Annotated in this window: 26 protein-coding genes; 8 read left to right on the plus strand and 18 right to left on the minus strand. The window is 74.1% G+C overall.

The window, feature by feature from the left end; genetic code table 11:
• Positions 1-78: 78 nt before the first annotated feature.
• Positions 79-588, minus strand: coding sequence for a single-stranded DNA-binding protein (gene ssb, locus JQC91_RS09015; protein ID WP_203286510.1), 510 nt, complete (start codon positions 586-588; stop codon positions 79-81).
• Positions 589-851: 263 nt separating this feature from the next.
• On the opposite strand from ssb, the gene JQC91_RS09020 reads away from it, so the two are divergent.
• A complete protein-coding gene (locus tag JQC91_RS09020; protein WP_238941459.1) occupies positions 852-1,397 on the plus strand; it encodes a lytic transglycosylase domain-containing protein in 546 nt (181 codons plus the stop codon).
• 1 nt (position 1,398) lies between these two features.
• Here the strand turns inward: JQC91_RS09020 and JQC91_RS09025 are convergent, their stop codons facing one another.
• Together JQC91_RS09025 and JQC91_RS09030 are read right to left on the minus strand one after the other, a co-directional pair.
• Positions 1,399-2,208, minus strand: a complete 810-nt coding sequence (locus JQC91_RS09025) for a polyhydroxybutyrate depolymerase (RefSeq protein WP_203286512.1) — start codon at positions 2,206-2,208, stop codon at positions 1,399-1,401.
• Complete coding sequence (locus JQC91_RS09030) at positions 2,205-2,654, minus strand: rhodanese-like domain-containing protein (RefSeq protein ID WP_203286513.1); 450 nt, start codon at positions 2,652-2,654, stop codon at positions 2,205-2,207. The genes JQC91_RS09025 and JQC91_RS09030 overlap by 4 nt, the downstream gene beginning before the upstream one ends.
• Positions 2,655-2,748: 94 nt before the next feature.
• Here JQC91_RS09030 and JQC91_RS09035 point away from each other — a divergent pair, with 94 nt between their 5' ends.
• Complete coding sequence (locus tag JQC91_RS09035; protein WP_203286514.1) at positions 2,749-5,472, plus strand: methyl-accepting chemotaxis protein; 2,724 nt, start codon at positions 2,749-2,751, stop codon at positions 5,470-5,472.
• Between the two features lie 291 nt (positions 5,473-5,763).
• Here JQC91_RS09035 and JQC91_RS09040 read toward each other — a convergent pair whose 3' ends face one another.
• The 11 genes from JQC91_RS09040 to JQC91_RS09090 form a co-directional block, all read right to left on the minus strand.
• Positions 5,764-5,955: a hypothetical protein gene (locus tag JQC91_RS09040; RefSeq protein WP_203286515.1), complete on the minus strand. Its 192-nt coding sequence runs from the start codon at positions 5,953-5,955 to the stop codon at positions 5,764-5,766.
• Positions 5,937-6,104: a cbb3-type cytochrome oxidase assembly protein CcoS gene (ccoS, locus tag JQC91_RS09045; RefSeq protein WP_203286516.1), complete on the minus strand. Its 168-nt coding sequence runs from the start codon at positions 6,102-6,104 to the stop codon at positions 5,937-5,939. Before ccoS ends, JQC91_RS09040 begins: the two co-directional genes overlap by 19 nt.
• Positions 6,101-8,203, minus strand: coding sequence for a heavy metal translocating P-type ATPase (locus tag JQC91_RS09050; RefSeq protein ID WP_203287614.1), 2,103 nt, complete (start codon positions 8,201-8,203; stop codon positions 6,101-6,103). The genes ccoS and JQC91_RS09050 overlap by 4 nt, the downstream gene beginning before the upstream one ends.
• Positions 8,200-8,664: a FixH family protein gene (locus JQC91_RS09055; protein ID WP_203286517.1), complete on the minus strand. Its 465-nt coding sequence runs from the start codon at positions 8,662-8,664 to the stop codon at positions 8,200-8,202. The genes JQC91_RS09050 and JQC91_RS09055 overlap by 4 nt, the downstream gene beginning before the upstream one ends.
• Complete coding sequence (gene ccoG, locus JQC91_RS09060; RefSeq protein ID WP_203286518.1) at positions 8,639-10,207, minus strand: cytochrome c oxidase accessory protein CcoG; 1,569 nt, start codon at positions 10,205-10,207, stop codon at positions 8,639-8,641. Before ccoG ends, JQC91_RS09055 begins: the two co-directional genes overlap by 26 nt.
• 175 nt (positions 10,208-10,382) lie before the next feature.
• Positions 10,383-11,267, minus strand: a complete 885-nt coding sequence (gene ccoP, locus JQC91_RS09065) for a cytochrome-c oxidase, cbb3-type subunit III (protein ID WP_203286519.1) — start codon at positions 11,265-11,267, stop codon at positions 10,383-10,385.
• Positions 11,268-11,398: 131 nt separating this feature from the next.
• Positions 11,399-11,569, minus strand: coding sequence for a cbb3-type cytochrome c oxidase subunit 3 (locus tag JQC91_RS09070; RefSeq protein ID WP_203286520.1), 171 nt, complete (start codon positions 11,567-11,569; stop codon positions 11,399-11,401).
• Positions 11,570-11,579: 10 nt separating this feature from the next.
• A complete protein-coding gene (gene ccoO / locus JQC91_RS09075; protein WP_203286521.1) occupies positions 11,580-12,422 on the minus strand; it encodes a cytochrome-c oxidase, cbb3-type subunit II in 843 nt (280 codons plus the stop codon).
• Between the two features lie 5 nt (positions 12,423-12,427).
• Positions 12,428-14,038, minus strand: a complete 1,611-nt coding sequence (gene ccoN / locus JQC91_RS09080; RefSeq protein ID WP_203286522.1) for a cytochrome-c oxidase, cbb3-type subunit I — start codon at positions 14,036-14,038, stop codon at positions 12,428-12,430.
• A gap of 68 nt (positions 14,039-14,106) precedes the next feature.
• Positions 14,107-15,447, minus strand: a complete 1,341-nt coding sequence (gene hemN, locus JQC91_RS09085; RefSeq protein WP_203286523.1) for an oxygen-independent coproporphyrinogen III oxidase — start codon at positions 15,445-15,447, stop codon at positions 14,107-14,109.
• A gap of 73 nt (positions 15,448-15,520) precedes the next feature.
• On the minus strand, positions 15,521-15,895 hold the full coding sequence (locus JQC91_RS09090) for a cytochrome c (protein WP_203286524.1): 375 nt from the start codon (positions 15,893-15,895) through the stop codon (positions 15,521-15,523).
• Positions 15,896-16,107: 212 nt separating this feature from the next.
• Here JQC91_RS09090 and JQC91_RS09095 point away from each other — a divergent pair, with 212 nt between their 5' ends.
• A complete protein-coding gene (locus tag JQC91_RS09095) occupies positions 16,108-16,836 on the plus strand; it encodes a response regulator (protein ID WP_203286525.1) in 729 nt (242 codons plus the stop codon).
• On the opposite strand, the gene JQC91_RS09100 is transcribed toward JQC91_RS09095, so the two are convergent.
• Entirely contained in the window at positions 16,833-18,368 is a 1,536-nt protein-coding gene (locus tag JQC91_RS09100; protein WP_203286526.1) for an ATP-binding protein, read from the minus strand. The genes JQC91_RS09095 and JQC91_RS09100 overlap by 4 nt on opposite strands.
• A 216-nt stretch (positions 18,369-18,584) precedes the next feature.
• Here JQC91_RS09100 and dusA point away from each other — a divergent pair, with 216 nt between their 5' ends.
• Both dusA and JQC91_RS09110 read left to right on the plus strand, forming a co-directional pair.
• A complete protein-coding gene (gene dusA, locus JQC91_RS09105) occupies positions 18,585-19,583 on the plus strand; it encodes a tRNA dihydrouridine(20/20a) synthase DusA (protein ID WP_343069978.1) in 999 nt (332 codons plus the stop codon).
• Positions 19,580-20,401: a sulfite exporter TauE/SafE family protein gene (locus JQC91_RS09110; protein ID WP_203286528.1), complete on the plus strand. Its 822-nt coding sequence runs from the start codon at positions 19,580-19,582 to the stop codon at positions 20,399-20,401. The genes dusA and JQC91_RS09110 overlap by 4 nt, the downstream gene beginning before the upstream one ends.
• On the opposite strand, the gene JQC91_RS09115 is transcribed toward JQC91_RS09110, so the two are convergent.
• The 3 genes from JQC91_RS09115 to ccmI are packed head-to-tail and all read right to left on the minus strand — an operon-like array spanning position 20,357 to position 22,262.
• The gene (locus JQC91_RS09115) at positions 20,357-20,614 is read right to left on the minus strand and encodes a DUF1289 domain-containing protein (RefSeq protein ID WP_203286529.1); all 258 of its coding nucleotides are present in this window, start codon (positions 20,612-20,614) and stop codon (positions 20,357-20,359) included. The two genes, JQC91_RS09110 and JQC91_RS09115, sit on opposite strands and share 45 nt — an antisense overlap.
• Positions 20,611-21,081, minus strand: a complete 471-nt coding sequence (ruvX, locus tag JQC91_RS09120) for a Holliday junction resolvase RuvX (protein ID WP_203286530.1) — start codon at positions 21,079-21,081, stop codon at positions 20,611-20,613. Before ruvX ends, JQC91_RS09115 begins: the two co-directional genes overlap by 4 nt.
• Complete coding sequence (gene ccmI, locus JQC91_RS09125) at positions 21,078-22,262, minus strand: c-type cytochrome biogenesis protein CcmI (protein WP_203286531.1); 1,185 nt, start codon at positions 22,260-22,262, stop codon at positions 21,078-21,080. Before ccmI ends, ruvX begins: the two co-directional genes overlap by 4 nt.
• Before the next feature lie 134 nt (positions 22,263-22,396).
• On the opposite strand from ccmI, the gene JQC91_RS09130 reads away from it, so the two are divergent.
• The 3 genes from JQC91_RS09130 to JQC91_RS09140 all read left to right on the plus strand — a co-directional run bounded on the left by JQC91_RS09130 (position 22,397) and on the right by JQC91_RS09140 (position 24,227).
• Positions 22,397-23,644, plus strand: a complete 1,248-nt coding sequence (locus JQC91_RS09130; protein ID WP_203286532.1) for a sarcosine oxidase subunit beta family protein — start codon at positions 22,397-22,399, stop codon at positions 23,642-23,644.
• 157 nt (positions 23,645-23,801) lie between these two features.
• The gene (locus tag JQC91_RS09135) at positions 23,802-23,954 is read left to right on the plus strand and encodes a hypothetical protein (protein WP_203286533.1); all 153 of its coding nucleotides are present in this window, start codon (positions 23,802-23,804) and stop codon (positions 23,952-23,954) included.
• Between the two features lie 126 nt (positions 23,955-24,080).
• On the plus strand, positions 24,081-24,227 hold the full coding sequence (locus JQC91_RS09140; RefSeq protein WP_203286534.1) for a hypothetical protein: 147 nt from the start codon (positions 24,081-24,083) through the stop codon (positions 24,225-24,227).
• Positions 24,228-24,230: the final 3 nt, after the last annotated feature.

The following is a 24,230-nucleotide window of genomic DNA, read 5'->3' on the forward strand; positions in this document are numbered from 1 at the left end:
AACGGGCGCCCGGAATCGAGCGCCCGTCCGCGTCTTTCCGCGCCCTTCTGGGCCGCCGGGGCAGGGCGCGCGCAGGGGTCAGAACGGGATCTCGTCGTCGAGGTCCGAGCCGCCGCCGTAGCCGCCGCCCTGGTTCGACCCGCCGCCGCCGCCCATGCCGCCGCCGCCCCGGTCGTCGCCGTAGCCGCCGCCACCGCCGCCGTAGGAGCCGCCGCCGCCGCCACCACCCTCGGAGTTGCGCCCGTCGAGCATCGTCAGCTCCGAGCGGTAGGGCCGGAGGACGACCTCCGTCGAGTAGCGGTCCTGACCAGACTGGTCCTGCCACTTCCGGGTCTCGAGCTGGCCCTCGATGTAGACCTTGGACCCCTTGCGCAGGTACTGCTCCGCCACACGCACCAGCGGCTCGGAGAAGATCGCGACCGAGTGCCACTCGGTCCGCTCCTTGCGCTCGCCGGAGTTCTTGTCCCGCCACGTCTCGGAGGTCGCGATCCGCAGGTTGCAGACCTTGCCCCCGTTCGAGAAGTTCCGGGTTTCGGGGTCCCGCCCGAGGTTCCCGATCAGGATCACCTTGTTCACGCTGCCGGCCATCTGCCCCTCCGAGTCGTTTGCCCCGGCCTATCCGACCGGGGGATCGTGTGAAACGCCCCCGGCCGCGAATGGCGCGGGGTGTCGCCGCCCGGTCCTGCCCGGCAGGCGTTACTACAGGGTGAACGAAAGAGGAACAAGGCTCTGGGCGACCGGCAGGTTGGTCCGCCGGCCGTTTCGCGCTAGACCCTTGCGCGACGGCCCAGCAGAGGCCGCAGGGACAGATCGGGACGGACATCATGCGCGCGCGCCTTGCGATTCTCGCCATGCTCATCGCCACGCCGGCCACCGCGCAGCTCTTCGGCGGGGGCGACGGGTTCGACCGCAAGGCCCGCCTCCTCGACGGCAAGCTCGCGGGCCAGTACGCGTCGAGCGCCCGCCTGCAGCCCGAGAGCGCGCCGCGCAGCCTGTCCACCCGCGCCGTCATCCCCAGCTACTCGGGCCGCAACTCCCCGTGGATCCCGGAGGCCCGCGCCGCGGCCCGACGGCACGGCGTCCCCGAGGATCTCTTCCTCCGGCTCGTGCGGCAGGAATCGGGCTGGAACCCGAACGCGCGGTCCAACAAAGGTGCCATCGGGCTGGCGCAGCTGATGCCGGGGACGGCCCGATTGCTCGGCGTGAATCCCCGCGACCCGTCCCAGAACCTCGACGGCGGCGCCCGCTACCTCGCGCAGCAGTTCCGAAAGTTCGGCAACTGGCGCCTCGCGCTGGCGGCCTACAACGCCGGGCCCGGCGCGGTGGAGCGGCACGGCGGCGTCCCGCCCTACCGCGAGACGCGAAACTACGTTCGCCGCATCCTCGGCACGGGCTGACCTACTCGGTCCGCGCGACCCACCCGAGGAGCAGGTCCGCCCAGCCCGCGGGGATGCCGTGCCCGCCGGGATGCAGCGCCATCTCCAGCGCCGCGCCCTCGTCGCAGTCCCAGCGCCGGAGCTGATACCGCCCTTCGGTGCCGTAGCTGCTGGGCGCGTCCCACGTGCAGCCGTTGGCGCGGCGGAACAGCGCGAGCCCCTCGAAGACGTCGCCCTGCACCCACGTGCCGCCCCGCAGCGGGCGCCCTTCCAGCGGCACGGTGGAATCGGCCCACCCATGGGTCTGCAGCAGGCGGACGGGCCCCGCGCACGCGTCGGGATGGGGGCGCCAGAACCCGCCGGCGACGGGCGCGTAGAAGGCGAAGGCGCCCGGGTCGCGGCACGCGAGGTAGGCTACTTGGAACGCGCCGTTGGAGAAGCCCGACAGGACGATGCGCGCCTCGTCGATCCCATGCCGCCCGAGATCGTCGCGCACCGCGCGCAGGAAGTCGTCGTCCGCGAGCCCCGCCTCGTCCCGGAAGGACCAGCGCCGCCCATTGCCGCCTTCGCGGGGCAGCCCGTCCGGCGCGACCACGGCCCAGCCGGCGGCCCGGAACGCCTCGACGGTCCCGCGCATCCGCAGGATGCCCGCCCCCGACCCCCCGAACCCGTGCAGCAGCATCACCGCCGGGTGCGGGCCCTCGCCCTCCGGCAGGGCGACCTGGTAGGTCCGCTCTCCGATCGTACAGGGCGCGTCCGCGTCGCAGGCGGCGCCGGGAGCGACCCCCGCGATCGACAGCGCGAGGATAAGGGCGGCGCGGAGGCGGTTCACGGCCGCCGCACCGGAAGCCCGCGCTCGAGCCAGCCCGGACCGGCCCGCGATCCGAGCATTCCTTCCGGCACGTCCACGATCCGCGTGAACCCCGCCTCCGCCAAGCGCGCGCTCATCCGGTCCGACCGCACGCCCCGCGCGCAGATCAGCGCGACGGGCCGGTCGCGCGCGCCGCCCGTCAGCTCCAGCAGCGCGTCCACGAAGTCGTCGCGCCGCATGTCGATCCCGTGCGCCGGCGCCGGCAGGCCCGTCCGGGCCCACTCGTCGGGCCGCCGGATGTCGACGAGGACCAGATCCCCGGACGTCGCGGCCGCCAAGGCCTCGGGCGGCGTCGCCGCGTCCCCTTCGAACCGGTCCCGCGTGAGGGCGTAGCCCGCCGCGAGCCCGCCCGCCGCCAGCGCGACCGAGCCGCCGAGGAATCCGCGAAGGAGGGTCCGTCTGTCCATGCCCCCGCCTAACGTCCCGCGGGGGCGGACGGAAACTCACGAAGGCGCGATCCCGTTAGGGCGATCTTCACGAACGATGGGCGAGGAGGGGCGGATGGCCGAGTCGATCCATCCAGAGCCCCGACTGAAGCTTCCCCTGCGGGTGTGGATCCCCGTCCTCGCGCTGGCCTGCGTCCTCGCGTTGGGCGCCGTCGTCGCGCGCGACGCGCTCACCGGGATGGAGGAGGGGCTGACCCGCCAGCAGGAGGGTCGGCTGCGCGACCTCGCCACCCTCCAAGCGGGACTGATCGAGAATCGGCTCGCCGAGATGCGCGATGCGCTGGCCGATCACGCCGCCCGTCCGGCGACACGCGCGGCGGTCCGCGACCTCGTGACCGCGCACCGGGTCGGGCCCGCGCTGGGCGGGCCGGTCGCCGCGGCGCTCCGCGCGTCGGCGGCGGACACCGCGGCGGAGGGGCTGGCACTGCTCCGGGTGGCCCTCCACCTCGCGGCTATCGACGTCCTCGATCCCGACGGGCGCCCGCTCCGGGTCGGTCCCGATCCCGATGCGTGGCTGACCCCGTCGCACCTCGCCGCGGCAAGGACGCTCGTGGCCACCGGCTCGCCCGGCCTGAGCATGGCCAGGGTCGCGGTCGAGGACGCGCATGGCCACCACCACCATGACGGCGGGGGCACCCACGCGGCGCATGGCGGGGCGGAGGAATGGATGGTCGTCGCCGCCGCGCCCCTCGGCGACGGTCGCGGCGGGCCCCGGCCCCATGTCGTCGCGACTTTGGGCACGGGGGCGCTGAACCTTTCCGACATCGGCGACGGGATCAGGCTGGACCTCGTCCCGACGGGTCGGGACGCGCGAATCGCGGATGGGCTAGGCGCGGTCGTGCCCGTCGACTTCGCCGGGCTCGATCTCGCGGTGCGCGCCCGCGCCCCCGCCTCCTTCGTCGAGGCGCCCTTGGCCTCCGTGCGCGGCGGGATGATCCGCGACGCGGCCGTCCTGCTCGCCCTGATCGTCGCGGTCCTCGTCGGGGCGGGCTACCTCGCGTCGCGCTCCGCCGTCCGGCTCCTCGCCGCGGCGCGCCGGATGGGCGAGGGCGATCTCGAGGGGCTCGACCTCCCCGTGGGCCAGCGCGACGAGGTCGGCGAGATCGCGCGCGCCCTCGCGCTGCTCGCGTCGCATCTCCGGGACGGGCGCGCGGCGACGGAGACCGCGCTGATGCGGAGCGCCGCGCTCGACGCCGGCTCGGCCGCCATCGCCATCGCCGATGGCGAGGGGATCGTGCGCTACGTCTCGCCCGCCGCCGAGGCTCTCCTCGCCCAGAACCCCCCGATCGGCGCGGGGGTGGAGGAGGGGCGCCGCCTCGCCATCGCGGATCAGTCCGACCTCGCCCGCAGCGCGGCCCCCGTCGCGACGGACGTCCCCACCGCGACCGGCCGCCTCCAGGTCCGGGCCTCTCCTGTGCTCGACGCCGGAATGCTGCGGCGCGGCACGGTGGTCGAGTTCACCGACGTCACCGAGACCCGCCGCCTCGCCGCCACCGTGGGGGCGATCGACACCGCGATGCCGATGATGGAGTTCGACCGCGACGGCGGCATCGTCCCGGTGAACGCGCTCGCGCGGGACATGCTGGCGCGCCTGCAGGCGCCGGCGGTCCTCCTCGACGCGGTCGCGGCGCCGATCCAGCGCGCCGGCGAGGCCGGGCATTCCTCCGCGCGCGTCGCCCTCGCGGACGCCGGGGGCGATCCGCTGCGCCTCGTGGGCAGCTTCGCCTCCCTGCGCGGCACGGACGGGTCCGCCTATCGGGTGCTGGGCCTGTTCGTCGACGTCACCGTGCAGACCCTCGCCGCGGAGCGGGCCGAGGCAGACCGCGAAGCGCTGCAGACCGAGCAGGCCGAGGTGGTCGAGCGCCTGCGTGCGGCGCTCTCGGCCCTCGCGCGGGGCGACCTGTCGCGCCCGCTCCGCCCCCTCGCGGGGGCGCGCCACGCGGATCTCCACCACGACTTCGAGCACGCGCGCTCCAACCTGCGCGACGCGCTCTCCACGATCCGGCACAAGGCGGACGGCATCCGCTCGGCCGTCGGCGACGTCGCGGAGGAGGGACGCGAGCTGGCGCGGCGCACCGCGCACCAGACGGATGACCTCGAGGGCAGCGCCGCGTCGCTGGAACGGCTCGCGCGGGACCTCCGGAACGTCGCGCTGCTGGCGGAGCGCACGGACGGGAGCGTCGAGCGCGCCCGCGCCGCCGCGCGCCGCACCCGCGAGGTCGTGGCGCGCACCGCCGTCGCGATGGACCAGATCTCCGGATCCTCGACCCGCATCTCCTCCGTCCTCGACGTCCTCGGCGAGATCGCCCTCCAGACCGATCTCCTCGCCCTCAACGCTGGCATCGCGGCGGCGCGCGCCGGGCCGGCGGGCCGGGGCTTCGCCGCGGTCGCGGACGAGATCCGCGCGCTCGCGCGGCGCGCGGCGACCGCCGCGGGCGAGATCGGCGACGTCGTCAGCGAGGCCGGCGCGCACGTTGCGGGCGGCGTGGATGCCGTCGCGGAGGCCGGCGCGGCCCTGACGGAGGTGGGCGGGCAGGTCGAGAGCATCGCCTCGGCGATGGCGTCCTTCGTGGACACGGCCCGGGCGCAGAGCGCGTCGGTCGGGGCGCTGAGCGAGACGATGAGCACCCTCGACCGCGCGACCCGCGTCACCACCGGCCTCCTCGAGGACGGCGTGCAGGACAGCACCATGCTCGCGCAGGAGGCGGCGGCGCTGCTGTCCGAGGTGGACCGCTTCGCCCTGTCCCACCGCGCCGGGCCGGACGAGGCGGCCGCCTAGGCCGCGGTCCCCACCCGTCCGCACTCCGTCCCGGCATTCGGGTCGCATAGGGTGCCGAGGGATCGCGGTGCAGTGTCCCGACGCACCGGTCGCCCGCGCGAGGCCAGGACGCCTTCTCCGGCGCCGGGCCAGCCACGGCCCGGCAGCTCGACGGCCGAACCCGGCGAAGGCACGAGACGCGCCTCGCGCCGCCCTTTGGCCTCATCGGGCGGGACGAGGGCGGCACGGACCACGGCGTTGCCCGGCCGGAGGACGCAGCCGCCGCGGGTGCCTCAACCGCGGCCCGCATCGCTAGACGGATCGCCAGCGGACCCAGCCGACGAAGAGCACGCCCGCCCCCGCGAGCGCGACGAAGTAGGCGACCGGCACGGTCCATGCCGCGAGGCCGAGCGCCCCGGCCACCGCCTTCAGGGCGAAGCCCGCCGCGATGAGGGCGATGCCGGCCCACGCGAGGCGGGAGCGGGTCAGGTAGCTGGGTCGCATGGGTCGTCCTCCGGGTCGTCGATCAGGATGCGGGCGGCGTCGCCTTCGAGGTCGTCGTACTGCCCCGCGCGCAGGGTCCAGATGCAGGCCCACAGCCCCAGCCCGCCGAGCGTCAGCGACACGGGGATCAGGAGGACGAGCACGTTCATCGGCGCACCGCGTTCAGCACGACCGTGACGGACGAGGTCGACATGGCGATGGCCGCCGCGAGCGGCGTGGCGAGGCCGGCGAGGGCGACGGGGATCGCGACGGCGTTGTAGGCGGTGGCGATCCAGAGGTTCTGGGCGACGCGCCGCATCGCGCTCCGGGCCGCCGCGAGCGTCTTAGGGATCAGCGTCAGGTCCGGGCGGAGGATCACGGCGTCCGAGGCCACCCGCGCGGCGTCCAGCGCCGTGGCGGGCGCCATGGAGGCGTGGGCGGCCGCCAGCGCGCCCGTGTCGTTCAGCCCGTCCCCGACCATGAGGACGCGGCGCCCCGCGCGCGCGAGGTCCGTGACCAAGGCCGCCTTGGCCTCGGGGCGGACCCCGGCATGCACGGCGTCGATGCCGAGGCGCCGGGCCAGGGCGTGGGCGCGGGCGGGCGCGTCGCCCGTCACGAGGCGGACGTCGTGGCCGGCGTCCCGGAGGGCGCGGACGGCGGCCGCGGCACCGGGGCGCAGGCGCTCTTCTAGAGGGAGCGGATGCGTCGCGCCGGGCAGGCGCAGTTCCGTCCCCCCGCCGCCCCGACCGAGGAACACGGGGGCGCCGTCCCAGAGGCCGGACACGCCTTCGCCCGGCACCTCGCGCAGGTCGGCGAGCGGCGCGGGCACCGCCCCCTCCAGCGCCGCCGCCACAGCCTGCGCCGCGGGGTGGGCGGAGGCGCGGGCGAGCGAGAGCGCCACGCCCGCCGCCGCGGGCGGCAGGTCCGGCAGGGTCGCGGTCCCCTCGGTGAGCGTGCCGGTCTTGTCGAGCAGCACCGTGTCGATCTCGGCCAGCCGCTCCAAGGCGGTCGCGGACTTCAGCAGGAGCCCGGCCCGGAAGAGGCGGCCGGTCACGGCGGCCGTCACGGCGGGCACGGCGAGGCCGAGTGCGCAGGGGCAGGAGATGATGAGCGTCGCGGTCGCGACCGCGATGCCCTGCGCCGCCGAGCCCGTGGCGAGCCACCAGCCGAGGAAGGCGGCGGCGGCGAGGCCGTGGACGAGGGGCGCGTAGGCGCGGGCGGCCCGCTCGGCCATGCCGGAATGGCGATGGCGCGCGGTCTCGGCAACCTCGACCAGCGCGGCGAGGCGGCGCAGGGCGCTGTCCTCGGCGCGCGCGGTGACCCGCAGCGTCAGGGGCGCGGCGAGCACGACCTCGCCAGCAGCGACGGCGGCCCCGGCGGGCACGGTCGCGGGCACGGCCTCCCCGGTCAGGGCGGAGCGGTCGAGCGTGGCGGCGTCCTCGGCCACCCCGTCGACGGGCGCGCGGGCGCCGGGCGTCAGCGCGATGCGGTCGCCGGGGCGCAGGTCGGCCACGGCGACCGGGCGACGCGCGTCCCCGTCGATCAGGACCGCCCGCGGCAGCTCCAGCGCCGCGAGTGCGGCGGCCGCGGAGCGGGCGGCGGCGCGCGCGCGGTGGTCGAGGTAGCGTCCGGCGAGCAGGAAGAAGGTCAACGAGAGCGCGGCATCGAACCACGCATGCGTCCCCGCGCGGGTCAGCGTCTCGTGGAGGGACGAGCCCGCCGCGAGCGCGATGGCCACGGCGATGGGGAGGTCCATCGTCATGCGGCCGTGCCGGAGCCCGGCCCACGCGTCGGTGAAGAACGGCTGGGCGGCGAAGGCGAGGGCGGGCAGCGCGACGGCGGCGGACACCCAGTGGAAGAGGGCCCGCGTGACCTCCGTGGCGCCCGACCAGACCGCGACCGAGAGGACCATGACGTTCATCATCGCGAAGCCGGCGACGGCCACGCGGGCGAGCAGCAGGCGGCCTGTCGCGTCGGCGGGGGCGAGGGCCGCCTCGTCGAGCTCGTGCGCCTCGTAGCCCGCGTCGCGCAGGGCGGCGAGGGCGGGCGCGGCGCCGAGGCCGGGCACGCTCGTCACGCGCACGCGGCGGCGTCCGAGGTTGACCCGCGCGGCGCGGATGCCGGGGACGGCGCGGAGGGTCCGCTCGACGCCCGAGATGCAGCCCGCGCAGTGGATGCCGGGGAGCGAGAGGTGGACCGTCTCGCCCTCGGCCGGTCGCGCCGCCACGGCCTCGAGCCCCGGGGGGCAGGCGGGGCAGGCGGCGGTCACGGGATCCTCAGAGGAATGCGGCGGCGGAAGGGCGTGCCGTCGGGCGCCTCCAGCTCCACCCGCAGGTTCCAGTTGCCCGGCCCGAGGGCGACGGGCGCGGCGAGGGCCGCGCCGTCCCATCCGAGAGCGGGCGACGTGTCGTCGGCGACGGTGGTCGCGCGGCCCAGCGTGGCGGCGACGACGGTGGGGCGGACGGGGCCGTCGGGGCCGAGGACGGAGAGGCGGAGGGTGCCGTCCGCATGGGTCAGGCCCACCTCCCAGCCGAGCGCGTCCTGTGCGGCGCGGTCGGCGTCGAAAGTCTGCGAGGCGACGTAGCTGCTCGCGACCTCGGTGCCGGGGAAGGTGCGGACCGCGTTGACCGCCAGCGCCACGTTGACACCGACGATGACGGTGAACCCGCCGACGAACATCGCCGCGACGTGGCGGCCCGTCAGTCTAGCCTGCGTTGCCGGTTCGCTCATCGAAGCTCTCCCGTCCGTTGAAGATGGTGTCGCGGTGGGCTCGCTCGCCGTCGGCGAGATCCTCGACCCAGAAGCGGAAGCCCGTCCGCTCCCGGCCCGCGGCGGGATCCTGCGGGCGCGCGGTGACGTAGACGCGCTGGAGATGGGTCGCCGTCGGAGGAACCTCGACCGTGAGCGCGTCGGTGCCCTCCAAGGCGATGCGCAACGTGTCCGGGGCCGTGAGGGCGAGGTGGAAGGTCCGCGCCTCGCCGTGCTTGTTGCGCAGGCGGATGTCGTAGGCGTTGCGCACCGAGCCGTCCGACAGCGTGACGAAGGTGGGGTTGCGGACCGGCGAGACGGTCATCGCGATCTCGGGCCGGACGAACAGCGCGACGAGCAGCGCGACCCCGATGGCCGCCCAAGCGGCGGTGTAGATCAGCGTGCGCGGGCGCAGCACGTGGCGCCACGCGGGGGCGGGGGACCATCCGCCCGCGTAGGGGCGCACGTCGGCGGTCTCGCCCGGCTCCACCGGCGGCCGGTCGTCGAGGGCGAGGTAGTCGATCAGACCGCGCGGACGATCCAGCTTGGCCATCACGTCGTCGCAGGCGTCGATGCAGAGCGCGCAGGTGATGCACTCCATCTGCTGGCCCTCGCGGATGTCGATGCCCATCGGGCAGACCGCGACGCAGGCGTTGCAGTCGACGCAGTCGCCGAGGACGGCGCCGTCGCGGGCCGTGCGGGGGGCGGCGACCTCCTTCGAGGCGGCCGCCCCGTAGCGCGCGGTCGCGGCGCTTCCCACGTCCTCGGCCACGGCTTGGCGGCGGACGCCGCCCCGCCCGCGGGGCTCGCCGCGCCAATCGCGGTAGCCCACCGTCAGGGTGCCGGGGTCCATCATCGCGCCTTGGATGCGCGGCCACGGGCACATGTAGATGCAGACCTGCTCCCGCATGAACCCGCCGAGGACGAAGGTCGTGGCGGTCAGCAGCGCGATGGTGGCGTAGGCCACGGGGGCGGCCCGGCCGGTGGCGAGGTCGCGGAGCAGCGTGGGGGCGTCGGCGAAGTAGAACACCCACGCACCGCCGGTCGCGGCGGAGATCAGCAGCCAGAGGGTCCACTTGGTCGCCCGCAGGCGCGCCTTGCGCGCGTTCCACGGGGCGTGGTGGAGCCGGATCTGGGCGTTGCGGTCGCCTTCGACCCGGCGCTCCACCCAGAGGAAGAGGTCGGTCCACACGGTCTGCGGGCAGGCGTAGCCGCACCAGACGCGACCGAGGGCGGAGGTGAAGAGGAACAGCCCGAGGCCGGCCATGATGAGGAGGCCCGCCACGAGCCAGAACTCGTGCGGCCAGATCTCGATCCAGAAGAAGTAGAAGCGCCGGCGGGCGAGGTCCACGAGCACGGCTTGGTCCGGCAGGTTCGGCCCGCGGTCCCAGCGCAGCCACGGCGTGACGTAGTATATCCCGAGCGTCACCCACAGGATCGCCCACTTGAGCGTGCGGAAGCGGCCCGCCACGCGGCGGGGGAAGATCGGCTCGCGCGCGGCGAAGAGGGCGGGGGCGTCGGTCATCTGTTCGGCTCATCGCGCGTGGGCGCCGGGCGCGCCTTGACGGGGATCAAACGCGGTCGTCGAGGGCGGCGTCCGGGAATGGTCGCCGCCCCGCGCCCGTCCGGCGCGGGGCGGCCCCCCCCGCGCGCATCCCCTCCCGGGCGCGCGGGGGCGGCGGGCGGTCGGCGCGCGGGTCTTACTCGCCCACCTGGCGCTCGCCGCCGCCGAGGCCGTGCACGTAGGCGGAGACGGCGCGCACCTCCGCCTCGCCGAGGCGTCCGCCCCAAGGGGGCATCACGCCGTGCCGCGGGGCGACGAGCTGGGCCACGATCTCCTCCGACGAGCCCCCGCGCAGCCAGATCGCGTCGGCGAGGTTGGGCGCGCCGACCTCGCGCATCCCCAGCCCCGCCTCGCCGTGGCAGGAGGTGCAGTTCTCCGCGAACAGGCCCGCGCCCTCGGCCGCGGCGGCCGCGTCGTGATCAAGGCCCGACAGGCTGCGAACGTATTCGGCGGTGGCGACGAGATCCTGCTCCTCCAGCCAGTCGAAGGGGGGCATCTCGGAGTAGCGCGCGTCGGGGTCGTCCTCGTTGCGGACGCCGTGGCGGACGGTGTGGGCGATCTCCTCCATCGTGCCGCCCCAGAGCCAGTCGTCGTCGAGGAGGTTCGGATAGCCCGACTGGCGCACGCCCGCCGCGCCCGCGCCGTGGCACTGCGAGCAGTTCGCGGCGAAGACGGACCGGCCCGCCTGCACGGCGAAGCGGTGGAGCTCCTCGTTGCGATCGAGCACCGCGAGGTCCACGGTGGCGAGGCTCTCGGTCAGGGCCGCGTTGGACAGGTCGACGCGCTCGATCTCGGCGGCGACCTCGGCACGGGTCGAGTAGCCGAGCACGCCGGCCGTCGCGCCGGACACCATGGGCCATGCCGGGTAGAGCACCACGTAGACCAAGCCCCACACGCAGGTCGCGTAGAACGTCCAGAGCCACCAGCGGGGCAGGGGCGTGTTCAGCTCCTCGATGCCGTCCCACGCATGGCCGGTCGTCTCGATCCCGGTGACGTCGTCGATCGGTCGCTTGTCAGCCATCTCGGGCCTCCGTGATGAAATCCGGCGCGGCCCGGCAGGCGCAGCCGGGGCAGGCGTTCGCGCAGCCCGGCCGCGGCGGGGGCGGGCGCGTCGCGGCGGCCGGCGGACGGGGGGAGGTGCGCTCCGTCATCTCACGCCTCCCCGTCGGGGTCGTCGTGGCGGAAGGGGACGCGCGCGGCCTCGTCGTGCATCCCGCGCGCGCCCGGCCGGAATGCCCACGCCGCCGCGCCGACGAAGAACGCGAAGAGCATCAGGAGGACCCAGCTGTCGGCGAGTTCGCGAAGGAAGGAATAGGTGTCCATGGGCGTCTCCTCAGCGGCTGGCGTCGGGGGTGAAGGTGGAGAAGTCGACGAGCGTGCCGAGCATCTGGAGATAGGCGATGAGGGCATCCATCTCGGTGACGACGGATCCCCGTCCGTCGAAGTCCCGGACCTGCGCGCCGGGGTAGCGGGCGAGCAGGTCCTCGACGCCCTCGCCCCACGGGTCGACCTGCGCCCGCACGTCGGCGGCGGCCACGTCGATCATCTCGTCGGTGTAGGGCACGCCGACGAAGGCGTGGGTCGCCACGAGGTCGGCGACGTGGTTGGGGTCGACCCTCGCGTCCGCGAGGAAGGCGTAGGGCGGCATCACGCTCTCGGGGACGACGGACTGGGGATCGACGAGGTGGTCGACGTGCCATTCGTCGGAGTATCGCCCGCCGACCCGCGCGAGGTCGGGGCCCGTCCGCTTCGAGCCCCATTGGAAGGGGTGGTCGTACATGGATTCGGCCGCGAGGCTGTAGTGGCCGTAGCGCTCGACCTCGTCCCGCATCGGGCGGATCATCTGGGAGTGGCAGACGTGGCAGCCCTCCCGGATGTAGATGTCGCGCCCCGCGAGCTCGAGCGGCGAGTAGGGGCGCATGCCCTCCACCTCCTCGATCGTATTCTCGAGCCAGAAGAGGGGCGCGATCTCGACTGCGCCGCCGACGGTGACCACCGCGAGCGAGGCCACCAGCAGGAGGGTCGCGTTCCGCTCGAGCCGCTGGTGGAACGTGATGGTCCGGGTCTCGGGGGGCAGCTCGTTGGGGATGTCGCCGGTGGCGGCGGCCTCGGTGGCGGTGACGACCTTGGGGTCGTCGGCGGGGTCGTAGCCCGGGGCTTGCGGGTTCTTGGTCATCGGGTTCACTCCGCGGGGATGGCGACGGTGACGGGGCGGGCCTCGGGGGCGCGGATCGTCATCCACATGTTCCACGCCATCACCACCGCGCCCGCCGCGTAGAGGACGCCGCCCACGGCGCGGACCACATACATCGGGAACTTGGCGTCGACGGTGTCGGCGAAGGAGTTGACGAGGAAGCCGTTGGCGTCGACCTCGCGCCACATGAGACCTTCCATGATCCCCGTGACCCACATGGACGCCGCGTAGAGGACGATCCCCACCGTCGCGAGCCAGAAGTGGAGGTTGATCGCCGGCACGGAGTGCATCTGCGCGCGGCCCCAGAGCTTCGGGGTCAGGAAGTAGAGGCAGCCGAAGGTGATGAGGCCGTTCCAGCCGAGCGCCCCGGAATGGACGTGACCGATGGTCCAGTCGGTGTAGTGCGACAGGGAGTTCACCGCGCGGATCGACATCATCGGGCCCTCGAAGGTCGACATGCCGTAGAAGGCGAGCGAGGCCACGAACATCCGGATGATCGGGTCGGTGCGGATCTTGTCCCACGCGCCTTGCAGCGTCATCAGGCCGTTGATCATGCCGCCCCACGACGGCATCCAGAGGATCACCGAGAACACCATGCCCAGCGTCGCGGCCCAGTCGGGGAGCGCGGTGTAGTGCAGGTGGTGCGGGCCCGCCCAGATGTAGAGAAAAATGAGCGCCCAGAAGTGGATGATACTCAGCTTATAGCTGTAAACCGGGCGCCCCGCCTGCTTCGGGACGAAGTAATACATCATCCCAAGGAAGCCGGCGGTGAGGAAGAACCCCACGGCGTTGTGGCCGTACCACCATTGGACCATCGCGTCCTGCACGCCCGCGAAGACGTGGACGGAGCGGGATCCGAAGAGGGAGACGGGGACGGCGAGGTTGTTGACGACGTGCAGCATCGCGACCGTGACGATGAAGGCCAGGAGGAACCAGTTGGCGACGTAGATGTGCTTCTCGCGCCGGTTCAGGAGCGTGCCGAGGAACACCGCGAGGTAGGTCACCCAGACGATCGTCAGCCAGATGTCGGCATACCATTCGGGCTCGGCGTACTCCTTCGACTGCGTGACCCCGAGCAGGTAGCCCGTGGCCGCGATCACGATGAAGAGGTTGTAGCCCCAGAACACGTACCACGCGGCGTTGCCCCCCCAGAGGCGCGCGCCGGTGGTGCGCTGCACGATGTAGAAGGACGTGGCGATCAGGGCGTTGCCGCCGAAGGCGAAGATCACCGCGCTGGTGTGCAGGGGGCGCAGGCGCCCGAAGTTGGTGAAGGGCTGGCCCCATTCGAAGTTCAGGGCGGGGAAGGCCAGCTGGAAGGCGATGTAGGTGCCCACGACGAAGCCGGCGAGGCCCCAGAAGGCGGTGGCGATGACGCCCGCACGGATCGGGCCGTCCATGTAGCCGCTGGGGGCGGCGGGGGCGGGGACGGGGTCGCCCGGAACGGGCATCGTGCGCAGCTGCCACAGGAAGAGCCCCCCGGCGATCCCCATGATCAGGAGCGCGTGGATCATGTATGCGGCGTCCCGCGCCCAGTTCGCGGCGATGGCGGCGAAGATCGCCACGAGGGCGAGCGCCACGAGCTTCAGGATGTCGGTCATCGGCGGTCCTTCCGGTCGGTCTCCGCGATCCGGGTGCCAGCGGAGCGGCCCGGACGCTTTGATCGGGGTCAAACGGCGGCGCTGTGGCGCCCCTCCGGGGTGGCGTAGGCATCGAGGTCCTGGGCCATCAGCCGGGCGAGGTGGCCGAACCCCCGCCGCAGCCGGAGGCCGCCCTCGGGCGCATCGGGCTCCAGCGCCTCGGCCCACGCCGCCCGCAGCGGCGCGATCAGGGCGCGGGCCCGCACGGGGTCGGCGCTCCGGGCGGGGTCCAGCGCGAAGTCGCAGAGAAGGCGCTCGATCAGCGCGCCCCGCAGGGCGTCCTCGCCGCGGAACGCGTGGCCGCGCACGGTCGGGAGGAGGCCCCCGCGCACGCGCGCGGCCCACTGGCCCGTATGCGCCGCGTTCTGCGTGTAGCCGCCCGGCAGGCGCGACACGGACGAGGCGCCGATCCCGATCAGCACCTCCTCCGGGTCGCAGGTGTAGCCTTGGAAGTTGCGGCGCAGCGCCCCGTCTTCCGCCGTGCGCGCCATCGCGTCGTCCGGCTTGGCGAAGTGGTCGATCCCCACCGCGCGCCATCCCTGCGTCCGGAGCCAGCGCGAGGCCATCCGCTGGAGGACCAGCCTTTCCGCGGGGATGGGAAGGTCGGCCTCTCGGATGAGGCGCTGGCGGCGCGCGACCCACGGGACGTGGGCATAGCCGTAGAGGGCGATCCGGTCGGGGGACAGCCGGGCCATCCGGAGCAGCGTCCGGCGGAGGGACGCCTGCGTCTGGAGCGGGAGCCCGTAGAGGAGGTCGAAGTTGATCCCGGCCACCCCCCGCGCGCGCAGCCCGACCACGGCGGCGCGGGTCTGCTCGTACGACTGCGCGCGCCCGATGGCGGCCTGCACCAAGGGCGCGAAGTCTTGGACGCCGAGGCTCGCCCGCGTCAGCCCCGCGCCCGCGAGCGCGTCGAGCCGGGCCTCGTCGATCTCCGTCGGGTCGAGCTCGGCGGAGATCTCGGCATGCTCGGCGCGGGGCCACCGGGCGTCGACGGCCGCGAAGACCCGCCGCAGCAGGTCCGGCGGCAGGATCGTCGGCGTCCCCCCTCCGAGGTGCAGGTGCCCGATCCGCACGCCCGGCGGCAGGGCCGCCGCCACGAGGTCCATCTCGCGCTCGAGGTCCTCGACGTAGGCGGCGAGCGGCGCGCCCGTGGTCGTGCCTTGGGTGCGGCACGCGCAGAAGTGGCACAGGCGGCGACAGAAGGGGATGTGGACGTAGAGGGACACCCGCGCGCCTTCGCGTATCCCGGCCAGCCAGCAGGCCGCGTCGGGCGCCTGCACCGCGTCCGTGAACTGCGTCGCGGGGGGGTAGGAGGTGTAGCGGGGGGCGCGGGCCGAAAGCGCGCGTCGGGTGAGCGTGTCGATGTCCATGGCTCCAGCTATGGCGCGGGACGGCGGCCGTCCTTGACCCGCGTCAAGCCGCGCACCGAGGCCGGCGCGATCCTCACCGGCGTTGCACGGCCTCGAGATAGGTCCAGAGCGCCAGCAGGTCGGCGGGCACCGGCGTGCCGACCCCCTCCTCGATCTCGACAACGACGGTGTCGCCCGCATCGAGCCCGTCGAAGGCGGGCATCCGTCCGCCGCCCCCGTGGATCTGGTTCAGCACGTCCACCGTGGGGAACGTGCCGCCCGCCCCCGCGGCGAGGCGCGTCAGGTCCGGCGCGTCGCCACGACCGCGCGCGTCCGTCCCGTGGCACCCCGCGCAGTTGTCCGCGAAGAGCCGCGCGCCCGCCTGGGACGCGCTCTGCTCCGAGCCGGCGACGCAGGCGGCGAGGGTTCCGAGAAGCGCGGCGGGCGCGGCGTATGCGGTGCGGGGCAAGCTATGTCCTCCATGCGTGGCTAGTGATGACGTAGCCGGGGGCGGGCGCCCCGTACTTGAGCCATGTCAACGGCACCGCGGGTGGCGGCCTCGGCAGCGGAGGCGTCACTCGCCACGCGCGGGACACGGTGCATGGCCGGGAAGGCGAAGCCCGCGCTCCCTCGACCGTCCCGCGCGGTCGCGGTAAGCGCGAGCGCGAGGGAAGGGGTCCGATGCCGCTCAACACCAGCACGATCCTCGTCATCGACGACGATCCGAAGATCCGGACGCTCCTCCGGCGCACCTTGGAGACCGAGGGGGCCTCCGTGCTGGAGGCGGGCGACGGGGGCGCGGCGCTCCGGCTCCTGCGCGAGCGGGGCGCCGACCTCGTGACGCTGGATCTCGACCTCGGCGACACGGACGGGCTGGACGTGGCGCGCGCGGTGCGGGCCGAGAGCGCGGTTCCGATCATCATGATCACCGGCAAGGGCGACGTGATCGACCGGGTGGTGGGGCTGGAGCTCGGCGCGGACGACTACATCGCGAAGCCGTTCCACGTGCGGGAGGTGCTGGCGCGGGTGAAGACGGTGCTGCGGCGCAACGCCTCCCCCGCGCCTGGCGCCACGCCGACGGGAGGGGACGTGCTGCACCTCGACGGGCTCCGCCTCGATCTCGACAGGATGGAGGTGACGGCGCGTGACGGGACGCCCTGCGAGGTGACCACCGCGGACGTCCGCCTGCTCCGCGCCTTCGCCGAGAACCCGCTGCGGGCCCTGTCGCGCGACCGTCTGATGGACCTGACGCAGGGGGCGGGCTGGTCGCCCCTCGACCGCGCCATCGACAACCAGGTCGCGCGACTGCGCAAGAAGATCGAGCGCGATCCCGCCGATCCGCAGCTGATCCGTACCGTGCGCGGGGTGGGCTACATGCTCACGGAGCGTCCCGCCCGCCCGGAGCGCTAGCGCCGGGCCAGCACCTCTCGGATCGCGTCCGCGAGGTCGGCCTGCCGGTAGGGCTTGCGCAGGAGCCGGGGGTGCCCGTCCACGCCCTCGAGGTTCGCCATCCCGCCCGAGAAACCCGAGGTCAGGAGGACCGCCACGCCGGGCCGTTCGTCGCGGATGCGTCGCGCGAGGTCCTCGCCGGTCATCGCGCCCGGCATGACGAGGTCCGAGAACACCAGCGCGACGTCGTCCCGCGCCTCCAGCACCTCCCACGCCTCCTGCGCGTCGCCGGCCCCGATCACGGCGAAGCCGAGCGCGGCGACGCGCCCTTCCGAGAGCCTGCGCACCGACGGGTCGTCCTCGACCACGAGCGCCACCTCGCCCCGTCCGACCGCGTCCGTCCGCCGCGGGGCGTCCTCCTCCGCCGCCGCGCCGCCCCCCGTGACCGGGAAGTAGAGCGCGACGTTGGTGCCCCGCCCCGGCTCGGAGTAGATCGCGACGTGGCCCCCTGACTGGCGCACGTAGCCGTAGACCATTGACAGGCCGAGACCGGTGCCCTTGCCGGGCGGCTTCGTCGTGAAGAACGGCTCCAGCGCGCGGGCGCGCTGCTCGGCGGACATGCCGACGCCGTCGTCCATAACCGACAGGCGCACGTAGCGCCCGGGCGCGATGTCGACGTCCTGCGCGAGGTAGTCGTCGTCCACGACCACGTTCTCCGTCTCGAACCGCAGCCGCCCTCCGTCCGGCATCGCGTCCTGCGCGTTGAGGGCGAGGTTGATGATCGCCGTCTGCAACTGCGTCGGATCGAGGCGGACCGGCCACGGGGCGTCGCCCTCGACCCGCTCGATCCGCACGCGGGCGGACAGCGTCCGCCGCAGCATCCGCATCGCGTCGTCGATGGCCGCCCCGAGGTCGAGCGCCTCCGGCCGCAGCTCGCCCTTGCGGGAGAACAGGAGGAGGCGCGAGGTGAGGTCCGCCCCCATCTCGGCCGCCTGCAGGGCATCGGCGATCAGCTCGCGGTCGCGCGGCGCGGGGCCGCCCATCTCGAGCAGCTCGAGGTTGCCCACGATGATCGTCAGCAGGTTGTTGAAGTCGTGCGCGATGCCCCCGGTCATCTGGCCGATCGCGTCCATGCGCTGGGCGCGGGTCAGCGCGGCCTCGGCCTCCCGGCGGCGGGTCTGGTCGTGGAGGATGCCGACGAAGATCGTCTCGTCGCCCGCCTCCGCGCGGCCCACGGACAGGTGCAGCGGGAACGTCGTCCCGTCGCCCCGTCGCCCTGTGAGGTCGCGCCCGATCCCAATGATACGCCTCTCCCCGGTGGTCAGGTGATGATCCATGAAGCCGCCGTGCCGGGCGGCCATGTCCTCGTCCATGAGCAGCCCGAGGTCGGCCCCGACCATCTCGGCCTCGGGGCGGCGGAAGAGGCGCGCCGCCGCCGCGTTCACCCGCAGGATCCGACCCTTCGCGTCGGACACGACGATGGCGTCCACGGCCGCGTCGAGCAGCGCGTCGAGCAGCAGGCCGTCCGAGGAGGTCGCGGGGATGCCGTCCATGCCGCCATCATGGCCGCGCGGCGGCCCGCCCGCCAGAGCGGAGGCGCGAGCGGCGCGCATCGTCTTCGAGCGGGACGGGGCCGCTTCCGTCGCCCGCCGTTCCGGACTACATGGCGGACCTTCAGGACACCGCCCGAGACCCCCCGCCGCGCCCATGCCCCGCACTCATTCTCCGATCGATGCACCCGCGACGCGCGTGAGGCCGGCGTGACCGACGTGCCGCCCCTCGACTTGACGCGGTCCGCCCGCCTGTCCGTAGCCCCCATGATGGACTGGACGGACCGCCACTGCCGCGCGTTCCACCGGTGCGTGTCGCTCACCACCTTGCTCTACACGGAGATGGTGGCGGCCGCCGCCTTGGCGCGGGGCGGCGCGGTGCACCTGCTCGCGTTCGACGCCGTCGAGCACCCGGTCGCCCTGCAACTTGGCGGCTCGGAGGCGGAGGATCTCGCGGTGGCGGCGCGGATGGGGGCCGAGCGGGGCTACGACGAGGTCAACCTCAACGTCGGCTGTCCCTCCGACCGGGTGCAGTCGGGACGCTTCGGCGCCGTCCTCATGCGCGAGCCCGCGCACGTCGCCCGCCTCTGCGCGGCGATGCGCGAGGCCGTGGACGTGCCGGTCACGGTGAAGTGCCGGATCGGCGTGGACGAGCAGGAGCCGCGCGAGGCGCTTCCCACGCTGCTGGAGGCCGTGCGCGCCGTCGGGGTCGAGAGGGTGACGATCCACGCGCGCAAGGCTTGGCTCGACGGGCTCAGCCCGAAGGAGAACCGCGACATCCCGCCGCTCGACTACGGCCTCGTCCACGAGATGAAGGCGGCCTTCCCGGACCTCCACGTCTCGATAAACGGCGGCCTCGCCACGCTCGACGCCGCGGCGGCCGAGGTGGAGCGGGGGCTCGACGGCGCGATGGTGGGGCGGGCGGCCTATCACGACCCGGCGGCCGTGCTGCTGGACGCCGACCGGCGGATGCACGGGGCCGCGAACCCCTGCGCGGCCCCGGAGGACGCGGCGGTGGCGATGATCCCCCACATCGAGCAGCACCTAGCCGGCGGCGGTCGCCTCCACCAAGTGACGCGGCACATGCTGGGCCTCTTCGCCGGGCGGCCCGGCGCGCGGGCGTGGCGGCGCTACCTGTCCGAGCGGGCGACGGACCCGGACGCGGGCATCGGCGTGCTGGAGGCCGCGCTGGCCCACGTCACGCGGGCGGCGGCATGAGCCTCGACTGGGGGTCGCTCGTCCCGCTCGTCGGCTTCATGCTGGCGGTGGGGGCCTTCGCGGGCGTCCTCGCGGGGCTGCTCGGCGTGGGCGGCGGCATCGTGCTGGTGCCCGCGTTCTACTACGTCTTCGCGGCCCTCGGGTATGACGGGCCGTCGATCATGCAGGTCTGCGTGGCGACCTCGCTGGCGACGATCGTCGTGACGTCGTGGCGCTCGGTCGCCGCGCACGCGAAGCGGGGCGCGGTCGACCGCGACGTGCTGCGCGGCTTCGCGCCGGGGATCGCGGCGGGCGCCCTCGTCGGCGCGCTCGTGGCGACGCGGCTGCGCTCGGACGTGCTGACGGCCATCTTCGCGGGGCTGGCGCTGACGGTCGCGCTCTACATGCTGGTCTCCAAGGCCACGTGGCGCGTCGCGGACGAGATGCCGACGGGCCTCCGGCGGCAGGCCTACGCCCCGTCGGTCGGGTTCCTGTCGGTCCTGATGGGCATCGGAGGCGGCAGCTTCGGCGTGCCGCTGATGACGCTGCACGGGATGCCGATACACCGCGCCGTGGCGACGGCGGCGGGGTTCGGCCTGCTGATCGCCGTTCCGTCGGTGGTGATGTTCCTGCTCCTGCCGGCGGGGGACGGGCGACCGCCGGGGACCGTGGGCCTCGTGAACCTGCCCGCCTTCGGGATCATCGTGGCGATGACGGTCCTGACCGCGCCGCTGGGGGCCAAGCTGGCCCACGCGATGGATCCCGGGCCGTTGAAGAAGGCCTTCGCCGTCTTCCTACTCCTGGTCGCCCTCAACATGCTGCGCCGCGCGCTGCTCTAGCCGGGCGGCCCGCCCCCCGCGCCGGACCTTGTGCGCGGCGCCGCGGCCCGGCAGCTGGGCCATCACCGCGCGCCGCGCGTCGGGCGTCATCCGGGTCCATGCCGCGATCTCGTCCATGGTCCGCAGGCAGCCGGTGCACAGGCGCGACGCCGGGTGCACGACGCACACGCGGATGCAGGGGCTGTCGATCTCGTCGCGGGTCCAGACGGTCATATGTTCCTCAGCCGGTCGAGCGCGCCCTGCAGGATGTAGCCGGCCGCCACGGAATCGATGACCTCCGCGCGACGCTTGCGCGACGTATCCGCCTCCAAGAGCGCGCGCTCGGCGGCCACCGTCGACAGGCGCTCGTCCCAGAACCCGATCGGCGGGCCGCCCCGGCGCGCGAGGTTGCGGGCGAACGCGCGGGTGGACTGCACGCGGGGGCCGTCGCTGCCGTCCATGTTGAGCGGCAGCCCGATGACCACGCCGCAGACGGCGCGGTCGGCGAGCATCGCCTCGATCGCCTCGGCGTCGAGCGTGAACTTCCTGCGGCGCACCGTCTGGAGGGGCGTCGCGACGGTGCGCATCCCGTCGGAGACCGCGACGCCCACGGTCTTGTCGCCCACGTCGAGCCCGGCGAGGGCGCCGAAGGCGGGCAGGGCGGCGGCGAAGGCCGCGAAGTCGGCGTGGACGTCGGTCACGGGGCCAGCCCCGCCGTCTCCGCCGCGCGCGCCAGCGCGTCCAAGGCGGCCGGGTCGTCGCCGAAGACGCCGCGCGCCTCGGCATAGACCGATGCCGCCGCGTCGGAGCGCCCGAGGACGCCGAACGCCGTGATGAGCCGCGCCCAGTCCGAGGGCGGGCCGCCATCGGTCGCGAGGCGCGAGGCCAGCCCGTCCACCATCCCCGCGATCATCTCCATCCGCGCCTCGGGCGACATCCCGGCGGCGTCGGCGATCTGCGCGTCGGTGGGTCCGACGCCGACGACCAGTTCCGACAAGGGGGTCGGATCGCCCGCGCGCGCGGAGACGTCCTCGATCTGGAGGCGGATCGGCTCGGACCACGGGGCGCCGGGCGGGCTCTCGGCGAGGAGGCGGCGCCAGATGGGCCACGCGAGGTCCGGGCGCCCCTGCTGCGCGTACATCAGCCCCGCATAGTAGCGCGCGAGCCCGTTCGAGCGGTCGAGGCGCCCCGCCTCGACCAAGGCGCGCTCGGCCTCGGGCGAGACGTAGCCGCCCGCCGCGAGGATCATCATCTCGGCCAAGGTGGCGAAGTCCTGCGCCGATCCCCCGTCGCGGATGGCGAGGAGGCGGTCCTGCGCGCGCCACGCGGCCTCGAAGTCGCCGATGGCGGCGGCGTGACGGGCGAGCAGCTCGTGCCCGCGCTCGTCGTCGGGGCGGGCGCGGAGCACGTCCTTCAGCTGCTCGACCAAGGGGGCCGTCTCGGCCCCGGCGTCGATGCGGTCTTGGACGCCCGCCTCCGCCTCCGCCTGCCGGGGGCGGGCGGCCCGGGCGGCCTCGACGGCGTCGATCCGCGCGGCAAGGGGGAGGTCGGCGTAGCCGGGTGCCCCGATCCGGGCATAGGTGCCCAGCCCCACCGCAGCGACCACGGCTGCGGCGAGCGCGATCGCGACCCGCCCGGGGCCACGGGTGGCGGGAGTCTCGTCGGGCGCCACCGCGAGCAGCCGCCGGGCGATCTCGGCGCGGGCGGCGTCGTAGTCCTCGGGCGCGACGGTGCCGCGGTCTCGGTCGCGTTCGAGCTCGCGCAGCTGCGCGCGGTACACGTCCGCCTCCGGCGTGGCGTCGACGCGCGCGGCGCGCAGGGCGGCGGGGACGAAGGCGGCCACCACGACGGCGACCAGCGCGGCGGCGGCGATCCAGATCATGCGCGGCACATAGGCACGGGGCGCGCGGATTCGACACCCCCCCTTGCGCGGACGTGAGCGGCGCGCGAAGCGTCGCAACCGCGCCGTCCGGGGCTGGGCACCCATGGCAAGGGCGGGCGCAGGAGGGACCGCCGATGACACGCCGCTATTCCGCCTTCGCCATCGCGCGCGAGGCGCTGCGCGAGCACACGGGCTGGGGCCGGGCGTGGGCGAAGCGTCCGCCGAAGGACCGCTACGACGTGGTAATCGTGGGCGCGGGCGGGCATGGTCTGGCGACGGCCTACTACCTCGGCAAGAATTTCGGCATCACGAACGTCGCGATCGTCGAGAAGGGGTGGCTCGGCGGGGGCAACACGGGCCGGAACACGACGATCATCCGCTCGAACTACCTCCAGGACCCGTCGGCGGCGATCTACGAGAAGGCGCGGAGCCTCTACGAGACGCTGTCGCAGGACCTGAACTACAACGTCATGTTCTCGCCGCGCGGCGTGATGATGCTGGCGCAGACCCATCACGAGGTGCGCGGCTACCAGCGGACGGCGCATGCGAACGCCCTGCAGGGCGTACGGACCGAGTGGATCGGGCCGGAACGGGTCAAGGAACTCTGTCCGATCATGAACATCCACGGGCCGCGCTATCCGGTGCTGGGCGCGCTGTGGCAGGCGCGCGGCGGCACGGCGCGGCACGACGCGGTGGCGTGGGGCTACGCGCGGGCCTGCACCGAGATGGGCATGGACATCGTGCAGAAGTGCGAGGTCACGGGGGTCCGGACCGAGGGCGGCAAGGTCGTGGGCGTCGATACCACGCAGGGGGCGATCGGCTGCGACAGGCTCGGGATCGTGGTCGCGGGGCATTCGTCCGTGCTGGCCGAGCAGGCGGGCTTCCGGCTGCCGCTGGAGTCGGTGCCGCTGCAGGCGCTCGTGTCCGAGCCGATCAAGCCCTGCATGGACGTCGTCGTGATGGCGAACACCGTGCACGGCTACATGAGCCAGTCCGACAAGGGCGAGATGGTGATCGGTGGCGGCACGGACGGCTACAACGGCTACACCCAGAGGGGCAGCTTCCAGCACATCGAGGAGACGCTGCGCGCCTTGGTCGAGACGTTCCCGATGATTTCCCGCCTCAAGATGCTGCGGCAGTGGGGTGGGATCGTGGACGTGACGGGCGACCGCTCGCCCATCCTGTCCAAGACCCCGGTCGACGGCGTGTTCGTGAACTGCGGCTGGGGGACCGGCGGGTTCAAGGCGATCCCCGGCTCGGGCTGGGGCATGGCGGAGCTGATGGCCAAGGGGCATTCGCCCCTGACGGAGGCGTTCGGGATGGAGCGGTTCCGGGAGGGGCGCTTCATCGACGAGTCGGTCGCCGCGGGGGTGGCGCACTGATGGTGACAGGAACGGGGCGTCGCAACACGGGGGCGCGAGCGATGATCACGGGGACGGCACGGGGCCGGTCACGGGGGGACACGGGGCCGCGAGGCGGCTGGACGGGTGCGGCGGCAGGCCGCAGGTCGGGGGCAAGCAACCCGAACAGGAGACCGTCATGTCCCGTCACGATCATCTTCCGACCTACGCGCTCGGCCTCGGCCTCGGCGCCGTCCTCTCCGTCCTCCTCCTCGGGGGGATCCATGCTGCCGACCTCGGCGTCGGCGGGCCTGGCTCCCCGGTCGTGGTCCTCATGGCTTCCATGGGCTGACGGACGCGGGGCGCCCGCCCGTGCAAGGGCGGGTGCACGCCCTGCGGGATTCCGCAGTTCGCAACCCCGCGCGGGAATGCGAGTTGAGATCTCGTCAGGGACGACCGTCTCAAAAGGGTCTACGCTATGGACCATCAGCCCCGTCGGCCCCGCACGGCCCGCGACTTCGTCACCGCCGGCGCGATCCTCGCGCTCCTCGTCCTCGGCGGCGTGTTCGCCAGCGAGAGCGCGTTCGGGACCACCGCGCCGACGGTCCGGATCGACATGCGCTGACCG

Origin of the sequence: Jannaschia sp. Os4 (genome assembly GCF_016820245.1) — a bacterium.
Lineage (GTDB): Bacteria > Pseudomonadota > Alphaproteobacteria > Rhodobacterales > Rhodobacteraceae > Jannaschia.

What these genes read in the sequence shown, in the direction of transcription:
- ssb (WP_203286510.1), bottom strand. Translation starts at nt 588, where the DNA reads ATGGCCGGCAGCGTGAACAAGGTGATCCTGATCGGGAACCTCGGGCGG.
- JQC91_RS09020 (WP_238941459.1), top strand. Translation starts at nt 852, where the DNA reads ATGCTCATCGCCACGCCGGCCACCGCGCAGCTCTTCGGCGGGGGCGAC.
- JQC91_RS09030 (WP_203286513.1), bottom strand. Translation starts at nt 2,654, where the DNA reads ATGGACAGACGGACCCTCCTTCGCGGATTCCTCGGCGGCTCGGTCGCG.
- JQC91_RS09035 (WP_203286514.1), top strand. Translation starts at nt 2,749, where the DNA reads ATGGCCGAGTCGATCCATCCAGAGCCCCGACTGAAGCTTCCCCTGCGG.
- JQC91_RS09040 (WP_203286515.1), bottom strand. Translation starts at nt 5,955, where the DNA reads ATGCGACCCAGCTACCTGACCCGCTCCCGCCTCGCGTGGGCCGGCATC.
- ccoS (WP_203286516.1), bottom strand. Translation starts at nt 6,104, where the DNA reads ATGAACGTGCTCGTCCTCCTGATCCCCGTGTCGCTGACGCTCGGCGGG.
- JQC91_RS09055 (WP_203286517.1), bottom strand. Translation starts at nt 8,664, where the DNA reads ATGAGCGAACCGGCAACGCAGGCTAGACTGACGGGCCGCCACGTCGCG.
- ccoG (WP_203286518.1), bottom strand. Translation starts at nt 10,207, where the DNA reads ATGACCGACGCCCCCGCCCTCTTCGCCGCGCGCGAGCCGATCTTCCCC.
- ccoP (WP_203286519.1), bottom strand. Translation starts at nt 11,267, where the DNA reads ATGGCTGACAAGCGACCGATCGACGACGTCACCGGGATCGAGACGACC.
- JQC91_RS09070 (WP_203286520.1), bottom strand. Translation starts at nt 11,569, where the DNA reads ATGGACACCTATTCCTTCCTTCGCGAACTCGCCGACAGCTGGGTCCTC.
- ccoO (WP_203286521.1), bottom strand. Translation starts at nt 12,422, where the DNA reads ATGACCAAGAACCCGCAAGCCCCGGGCTACGACCCCGCCGACGACCCC.
- ccoN (WP_203286522.1), bottom strand. Translation starts at nt 14,038, where the DNA reads ATGACCGACATCCTGAAGCTCGTGGCGCTCGCCCTCGTGGCGATCTTC.
- hemN (WP_203286523.1), bottom strand. Translation starts at nt 15,447, where the DNA reads ATGGACATCGACACGCTCACCCGACGCGCGCTTTCGGCCCGCGCCCCC.
- JQC91_RS09095 (WP_203286525.1), top strand. Translation starts at nt 16,108, where the DNA reads ATGCCGCTCAACACCAGCACGATCCTCGTCATCGACGACGATCCGAAG.
- JQC91_RS09100 (WP_203286526.1), bottom strand. Translation starts at nt 18,368, where the DNA reads ATGGACGGCATCCCCGCGACCTCCTCGGACGGCCTGCTGCTCGACGCG.
- JQC91_RS09110 (WP_203286528.1), top strand. Translation starts at nt 19,580, where the DNA reads ATGAGCCTCGACTGGGGGTCGCTCGTCCCGCTCGTCGGCTTCATGCTG.
- JQC91_RS09115 (WP_203286529.1), bottom strand. Translation starts at nt 20,614, where the DNA reads ATGACCGTCTGGACCCGCGACGAGATCGACAGCCCCTGCATCCGCGTG.
- ccmI (WP_203286531.1), bottom strand. Translation starts at nt 22,262, where the DNA reads ATGATCTGGATCGCCGCCGCCGCGCTGGTCGCCGTCGTGGTGGCCGCC.
- JQC91_RS09130 (WP_203286532.1), top strand. Translation starts at nt 22,397, where the DNA reads ATGACACGCCGCTATTCCGCCTTCGCCATCGCGCGCGAGGCGCTGCGC.
- JQC91_RS09135 (WP_203286533.1), top strand. Translation starts at nt 23,802, where the DNA reads ATGTCCCGTCACGATCATCTTCCGACCTACGCGCTCGGCCTCGGCCTC.
- JQC91_RS09140 (WP_203286534.1), top strand. Translation starts at nt 24,081, where the DNA reads ATGGACCATCAGCCCCGTCGGCCCCGCACGGCCCGCGACTTCGTCACC.